The sequence below is a fragment of the Caballeronia mineralivorans PML1(12) genome (assembly GCF_001028175.1).
Lineage (GTDB): Bacteria > Pseudomonadota > Gammaproteobacteria > Burkholderiales > Burkholderiaceae > Caballeronia > Caballeronia mineralivorans.
Genome location: NZ_AEJF01000249.1, coordinates 46,405 through 52,798, shown reverse-complemented (window position 1 = coordinate 52,798; position 6,394 = coordinate 46,405). Strand labels below are relative to the sequence as shown.

At 62.5% G+C, this 6,394-nt stretch carries 7 protein-coding genes and 2 pseudogenes; 2 read left to right on the top strand and 7 right to left on the bottom strand.

From position 1 onward, the window contains the following. On the top strand, window positions 1-538 hold a 538-nt coding region (locus tag EOS_RS40820), incomplete at its 5' end, for a zinc-binding dehydrogenase (RefSeq protein ID WP_047897916.1). A 314-nt stretch (window positions 539-852) separates the two neighbouring features. Here the strand turns inward: EOS_RS40820 and EOS_RS49480 are convergent. The 7 genes and pseudogenes from EOS_RS49480 to EOS_RS40795 form a co-directional block, all read right to left on the bottom strand. Continuing rightward, window positions 853-1,134, bottom strand: a complete 282-nt coding sequence (locus EOS_RS49480) for a hypothetical protein (protein ID WP_407639226.1) — start codon at window positions 1,132-1,134, stop codon at window positions 853-855. Window positions 1,135-1,237: 103 nt separating this feature from the next. Further along, window positions 1,238-1,408: pseudogene (locus EOS_RS48595) on the bottom strand (type II 3-dehydroquinate dehydratase); the annotation flags it as partial. Between the two features lie 19 nt (window positions 1,409-1,427). Further along, window positions 1,428-2,261: a shikimate dehydrogenase gene (gene aroE / locus EOS_RS40810; protein WP_047897928.1), complete on the bottom strand. Its 834-nt coding sequence runs from the start codon at window positions 2,259-2,261 to the stop codon at window positions 1,428-1,430. 7 nt (window positions 2,262-2,268) lie between these two features. Next, a complete protein-coding gene (locus EOS_RS40805) occupies window positions 2,269-3,480 on the bottom strand; it encodes a CaiB/BaiF CoA transferase family protein (RefSeq protein WP_047897915.1) in 1,212 nt (403 codons plus the stop codon). After that, window positions 3,480-3,938, bottom strand: coding sequence for a MaoC family dehydratase (locus tag EOS_RS40800; RefSeq protein ID WP_047897914.1), 459 nt, complete (start codon window positions 3,936-3,938; stop codon window positions 3,480-3,482). Before EOS_RS40800 ends, EOS_RS40805 begins: the two co-directional genes overlap by 1 nt. Window positions 3,939-3,940: 2 nt before the next feature. Continuing rightward, window positions 3,941-4,333, bottom strand: a complete 393-nt coding sequence (locus EOS_RS47675) for a VOC family protein (protein ID WP_167348993.1) — start codon at window positions 4,331-4,333, stop codon at window positions 3,941-3,943. A gap of 72 nt (window positions 4,334-4,405) precedes the next feature. Further along, a pseudogene (locus EOS_RS40795) lies at window positions 4,406-5,335 on the bottom strand (ketopantoate reductase family protein); the annotation flags it as partial. A gap of 95 nt (window positions 5,336-5,430) precedes the next feature. On the opposite strand from EOS_RS40795, the gene EOS_RS40790 reads away from it, so the two are divergent. Continuing rightward, the gene (locus EOS_RS40790; protein ID WP_047897913.1) at window positions 5,431-6,336 is read left to right on the top strand and encodes a LysR family transcriptional regulator; all 906 of its coding nucleotides are present in this window, start codon (window positions 5,431-5,433) and stop codon (window positions 6,334-6,336) included. The last annotated feature ends 58 nt before the right edge of the window (window positions 6,337-6,394 follow it).

The following is a 6,394-nucleotide window of genomic DNA, read 5'->3' as shown; positions in this document are numbered from 1 at the left end:
GTTGCTGGGCCGGCGCGTGCTGGTGACCGGCTGCGGACCTATCGGTGCGTTGATCGTGGCCGCGGCCCGGCGCGCGGGGGCAGCCACCATTGTGGTAACGGACGTGGGCGAACTGGCGCTTTCCAGCGCGCTGCAAATGGGTGCCGATGAAGTCGTCAATGTCGCTGATAACCCGGACGGATTGTCCCGGTTCACGGCGAACAAAGGAAGTTTCGACGTGCTGTTCGAGGCGAGCGGCAATGAGCGTGCGCTTAGAGGCGCGCTCGATGCCGTGCGGCCGAGAGGCGTGATCGTGCAGGTCGGGCTTGGCGGGGAAATGACCTTGCCGGTGAATGTGTTTGTTGCGAAGGAATTCGAATTACGTGGTGCGTTTCGCTTTCATGAGGAGTTCGCCGTGGCGGTCGAATTACTGAACAAAGGGTTAATCGACGTGAAGCCGTTGATCTCTGCGACGTTCCCCTATACGGAAGCGATACACGCGTTCGAGTTGGCTGCCGATCGCTCACGCGCGATGAAAGTTCTGGTGAGTTTCGAGTAACGCGAATAAGGCCAGTTGCCGAAAAACTGCAACCAGCGCGGCGGTTCAGTCCGTGCTGGCGGGCAACTGATCTGGAACCTCGCCGGCGTCCTCGGTGTCGTTGATCCGCGCGCATCGACGCAACCGCCCTGGAAATCTAACCGCATCCCGCACTCGCTCTTCTTAAACGAATCCTGACTCGATGCAAGTCGGGTATCTCCGCTGAGGAAACGCGAGCGCAATTTCTCGATCGACGGTCGTCGTTACCAAGAGCGCGACCGGTCGAAAACGCGTGTGTTATCTGCGCCGGTTGAATGCGAACTGCGTTTGCCGATTTATTTTGTATGACGTTCTAATATCCATATTATGGTCAGTATCGCATTGGATGTGCAGTCAGCCTGCTGATCAGGGGTGGATACACCCATAGCGTTATCGAAGCGCATAGCGTCAGACGACAGTTTCGCTGGCCGTCCGGGAATCGCTTTGACGCGTAGCGCCTGGATTCCTCCCCCACGATAGGCCGCAAACCATTCGTAAATGTGTGGCCTCGAAAATGCCAACGTTCGGATCACATCCTCTGGCGACTCGCCTGCTTCGACTCGCTTTACAGCAGGAATGCGAGTCTGCTCAAGTATTGCATGCGAAAGCTGCCTGATCAGAGCTCCGGATCAATCGTCGGGCGACCGATCGGACTGTAGAAAGGTGCGAGATGCTGACGGAGATCGCCGCTTTGCTGTTCGTCTGAAACGACTCTACCTGCACGCGGAGGTCGGCGCCGAGAGACTCTAGCTGGGCATCGATCTCGGCCAGCGTGACCATCCCTTACTGCACCGGGTCACGCTTGCCAAACATGTTGTGATTGATACCGTGCAGCATCAAGACGTTCGTCATTCGCATCTCCACGGAGAGGTCAATCGAGGGGGACCGTGAGCCGGTCGATCACGGACCGTGTCTGAGGGCGCATGCCACGCCACCAGGCGAAGGCTTCTGCCGCCTGCTCGACCAGCATGCCCACGCCGTCCGCGACACCCCGTACGCCCGCATTGCGGGCCAGCCGCAGGAAGGGCGTCAACCTCTTGCCGTAAGCAAGTTCGTACGCCGTGCCCTCCGGGCTGAAGACGCCCGGGGGCACGGGCGGCAGGTCGCCAGTGAGACTGGCGGACGTGGCGTTGACCACTAGGTCGAAGCGGCCCATCGCTTCGAGATCGCCGTAGCCGCAGGCGAGCAGCGGACCGCGCCCGCCGACTTGCGCCACCAGCGCTTGGCCCTTGGCGACGTCCCTGTTAGCGATAACCAGCTCAGCGGGCCGCGCCGCGAGGAAGGGCAGCAAGGCGCCGCGCACCGCTCCGCCCGCACCGAGCATCAGCACGCGCTTGCCGGCCATCGGCAGACCCAGGTTGACCTCGATATCGCGCACCAGTCCGAGCCCATCGAAGTTCTCGGCCACGATTTGGCCGTTTTCAAACCTCAGGGCGTTCGCGGCGCCGGCGAGTTCGGCGCGCTCACTGCATGCATCGGCCATCGCGAAGGCCTTCAGCTTGAAGGGCGCTGTCACGTTCATCCCCTTGCCGCCCGCAGCGCCGAAAGCCCGCACTGCCCCGGCAAAGGCATCCTGCGGCTCCACGGGGCCCTCGATGGCCGTATAGGACATGTCCTGCTGCGTCTCCTGCGCAAAGAGACCGTGGATCAACGGAGATTTCGTGTGTCCGATCGGGCTGCCGATCACCGCGTACTGGTCAGTCATCATGGCCTCACTTTGAAAAAAGAACGCCATCGGTCTGCATGGCGTCGATCTCGGCCGGGTCGAAGCCCAGCGACTGCGCCACTTCGGCGTTGTGCTGACCGAGGTCCGGCGCGACCTCGCGGATCGTCGTATCGCAGTCCGAGAAGCGAAACGGCAGGTTCGGCAGGCGCAGCGTCCCATAGCGCGGGTGATGCTGCTCAACCACCATGCCCCGCGCGACGATCTGCGGATCGGCGAGCACTTCATCGATGCGCTGCACCTTGGCGCAAGGCACATCGATGCCGTCCAGCAGTTCCAGCACCTGTGCCACCGGTCGGCCGGCAACCCAGGGCTGCACCACCGACAGGATCTCCAATCGATGGGCATTGCGCCCCGCGAGGGTGTGGAATTGCGTATCGGTGCCAAAGCCGGCTGGTCCCCCATGTGCCTCGACCAGGGCGGCGAAGCGCTTCCACGCGTCGTCCACCTGCGCCGCGATTACGAGATCACCATCGGCCGCACGGAACACGCCGTAAAGGGTCGACGTGGGCATGTCGTGACCTGTCTGCTCAGGGAGAACACCTTGCATCGTGTAGCACTGCACTGCATATTCATGCATCGACACCAGGGTGTCGTACAGCGCCATGTCGATATGCTGGCCCCGGCCACTCTTTACGCGACCGAGCAGCGCGGCGTTGATGGCCGCCACCGCGTGGATACCCGTGTACATGTCGCCCAGCGAAATGCGCATCAGCGGCGGCGGCTCGCCGGGCGTGCCGATCATCTGCATGATGCCGCTCTTGGCTTCAGCAATCAGCCCGAAGCCGGCGCGGTGTGCATCCGGCCCGGTATGGCCGTATGCCGAGATCGAGCAATAGACCAGTTTCGGATTTCGCGCTGACAACTCGGCATAGCCCAGTCCCAGCTTGTCCAGCGCGCCCGGCCGGTAGTTCTCAACGAACACGTCCGCCGAGTCGCACAGGCGTTGCATGAAGTCCTTGCCGCGCGGATCCTTCATGTTGACGCTGACGCCACGCTTGCCCATATTGAGCTGCAGGAAGTAGCCGCTTTGCTGGTCATCGAGCACGCAGGCGTGCTGGCGCCCAGCGTCGCCGCTGCCGGGGCGCTCGACCTTGATGACTTCGGCGCCGAGCGCCGCCAGGCAGCGCCCTACGTATGGACCGGCCAAAAAGTGGCTGTAGTCGACGACGCGAATACCTTCGAGAGGACGGGCCTGCATCAGAATGCTCCCGGTCGGCGCGGCACCATCAGGCGATGCTCGCCATGCTGGACGACCTGGCCGTCCTGATTGATCAGCTCGGACGGCACTACGACGATCCCCCAGTCGGGACGGCTCTTGCTTGCCCGCATGGCACCCACGCGGAATTTCACTTGCAGCACGTCATTGACTTTGATGGGCAAAAGGAAGTCCCAGGTCCAGCCCAGCGACATGCCCGGCAGGAAGCGGTAGTCGCTCTGTGTCTTGAGGCCATCGGCGATCGATAGCCCGAATAGGCCATGTGCCACGATAGAGCCGAAGTGACTGGCGTTTGCATACTCCTCGTCCACATGCACCGGCGTGTGGTCGCCCGTGAGGTCGGCGTAGGCCAGAATGCGCTCCTTGGTCACGGTGTAGCTTGGGCTCACGCACTCGTCGCCCTCGCGGGCGTCGTCCCAGTATTTTTCAATGATCGTCATGCTCATGTCTCCGCACGGGGGTTGATCGCCAGCGCCTGCGCGACGCATGCAGCGGGCTTGGCCTGAATCAGTTCGACGGCGAGGCCGTCCGGCAGACGCAGCCAGTTGCGTCCCTGCGGCATTTCGCTGACGCCGTACGGTTGCGCCGCGGCCAACGCCGCGTCCAGGTCCTCGCACATCACGCCCAGATGGGCGAGCCGGCCTTCGCTACCTTCATGGCGCGGGTTATGGATGAATTGCAGGCCGCCGAGCGTCCAGTACTGATGGGGTTCCTCGACGGTGCCGTCGATCTCGCGCATCGTCATGCCAAGGACGTCCTCGAAAAAGCGGATGTGCCAGTGAATGTCCTTTACCCAGATTGCGACATGCTCCAGATATGCCCTGGTGGCGTTCATGCGGTTGTCTCCTTTGTCGACCAGAGTTGGCGCTTTAGCGCTTACTCTGGTCCCATGCACGATGTTGCTGTGTTGTCGGTCGGTCATGGCACGCTCGATGCCCTTGATGCAGGCCACCAGTGTCGTGTTGACCGGAGTCGGCACGCCGTGCCGCTGTCCCCAGCGCACGACCGCGCCGTTGATAAAGTCAATTTCGGTGATGGAGCCTTTTTCGAGGCTTTGCAGCATCGAGGTCTTGAAGGCCGGAGAGAGCCCTTCGCCGGCGAGTGTCCAGGCCTGTTCGGGATGGGTCGTGGCTAGCTTCACGCCAGCGGCCCGGGCGACGGCCATCGCCTCGGCAACCGCCGCGAGCGCGGTCGTCTTCAACAGCGGCTCGTCGTAGAGCTGCCCGTAGGTCAGGCCAGTGGCGCCTGTCAGCGCACCTGTGGCGACATTGACCAGCAGCTTGTCCCACATCGTGCCGACGATGTTGTCGCTGACCGTGGTGGCCAGCCCGGCAGTGTTGAAGGTTTCGGCAATCGCCATCACACGGGGCGTAAGCCGGCCGTCGAGCTCGCCGATGTAGGTGGCTTTACCGGCAACCCCGGATTCGATGTGCCCAGGGTTGCGCATCACCCCACCGACGTAGGTCTTGCCTGCCAGCACGCGCTCGTGGCCTACGATTTCGGTGAGGACATCCTCGTGCCCGAGGCCGTTCTGCAACGACAGAACCAGCGTTTCGGGCCCGAGCAGTTCCAGTGCGCCGCGCATCGCCGCATCGGTGTGGAAAGACTTGACCAGCACCACGACCAGATCCACGGCGCCGGCCTCGGCGGCCTGTGTAGTGGCCCGGACCATGACGCGGCGGGATCCATTGGCATCGTCCACCCGCAGGCCGTCGCGACGCATGGCCTCGACGTGCGTCGCCGAGCGGTTCAGCAGCCAAACCTCTTGACCGGCTTCAGTGAGTGCGGCGCCGACGGCGCAGCCCAGTGCGCCGGCACCCAAAATCGCAATCTTCAATGGTTTCTCCTTGACATGGAGTTGAAGATACGAGTTGGTGTTCATTCCGGCAATGCAATGAATACAATGAGCTCATTGCACTGGACAATAAACCAATGAACTCAACAGACCTCCCTGATCTGAAGCTGCTGCAGCTCTTCGACCTTCTCTACGATGTCCGCAGCGTCACCCGCGTCGCGGAGCAGCTCGGGCAGAGTCAGCCTACGGTCAGCATCTGGCTAGGGCGTTTGCGGGAACACCTGCAGGATCCGTTGTTTGTCCGTACGCCTGGCGGCATGGCGCCAACGCCGCAGGCCGACGCGTTGATCGGGCCGTGCCGGGAGATTCTTGAATCGTTGCGGCGCTTCGCTGCATGGGAGATCGCGTTCGACCCCGCCACCGCGCAGAGGCGTTTCCGCATCTGTATGACCGATGCGAGCCACATTACGCTTCTTCCTCGCCTGCTGGCGCACGTGCGCGCGCAGGCGCCGGGAATCCGTCTCGAGGCGGCGAGGATCGACGGCAATACCGAACGGGCGCTGGAGTCCGGCGAGGCTGACCTTGCGATCGGCCATGTGCCCTGGCTGGGCGGCGGGATTTACCAGCAGCAGTTATATACGCAGGACTGGGTGTGTCTGACCAACCGGCATCACCCACGGGTGCGTGCCCGGCTAGCAATGAAGCAATACCGCGCGGAGGCGCATGTCGCCATTACTGCGGGGACGGGGGCGCAACTGCTCGAACAGGCGCTGGTGCGCGAGCACATCGAGCGGGACGTGGTGCTCGAGTTGCCGGGTTTCCTTGGGCTGGGGGCAATCATCAAAAGTACCGACCTGATTGCGACGCTGCCGCGACACATTGGCGAGACTTTGGCGAAGGTCAATGATCTGGCGGTCCATCCCTGCCCGGTTCCCGTGGATGGTTTCGTCGTTCGGCAGCACTGGCACGCCAGATATCACCACGAAGCCGGGAATCGTTGGCTGCGCGCTCTGGTGGCTCAGTTATTTAGCAGCGCACGCTGACCGATCGCATACCTCGCATACCAAGACGGAGCTTCGGGTTGAAAGATTTCCGATGAAT

Coding starts and splice junctions, on each gene's coding strand:
- aroE (WP_047897928.1), bottom strand. CDS start 2,261: ATGACTGACCAGTACGCGGTGATCGGCAGCCCGATCGGACACACGAAA.
- EOS_RS40805 (WP_047897915.1), bottom strand. CDS start 3,480: ATGCAGGCCCGTCCTCTCGAAGGTATTCGCGTCGTCGACTACAGCCAC.
- EOS_RS40800 (WP_047897914.1), bottom strand. CDS start 3,938: ATGACGATCATTGAAAAATACTGGGACGACGCCCGCGAGGGCGACGAG.
- EOS_RS47675 (WP_167348993.1), bottom strand. CDS start 4,333: ATGAACGCCACCAGGGCATATCTGGAGCATGTCGCAATCTGGGTAAAG.
- EOS_RS40790 (WP_047897913.1), top strand. CDS start 5,431: ATGAACTCAACAGACCTCCCTGATCTGAAGCTGCTGCAGCTCTTCGAC.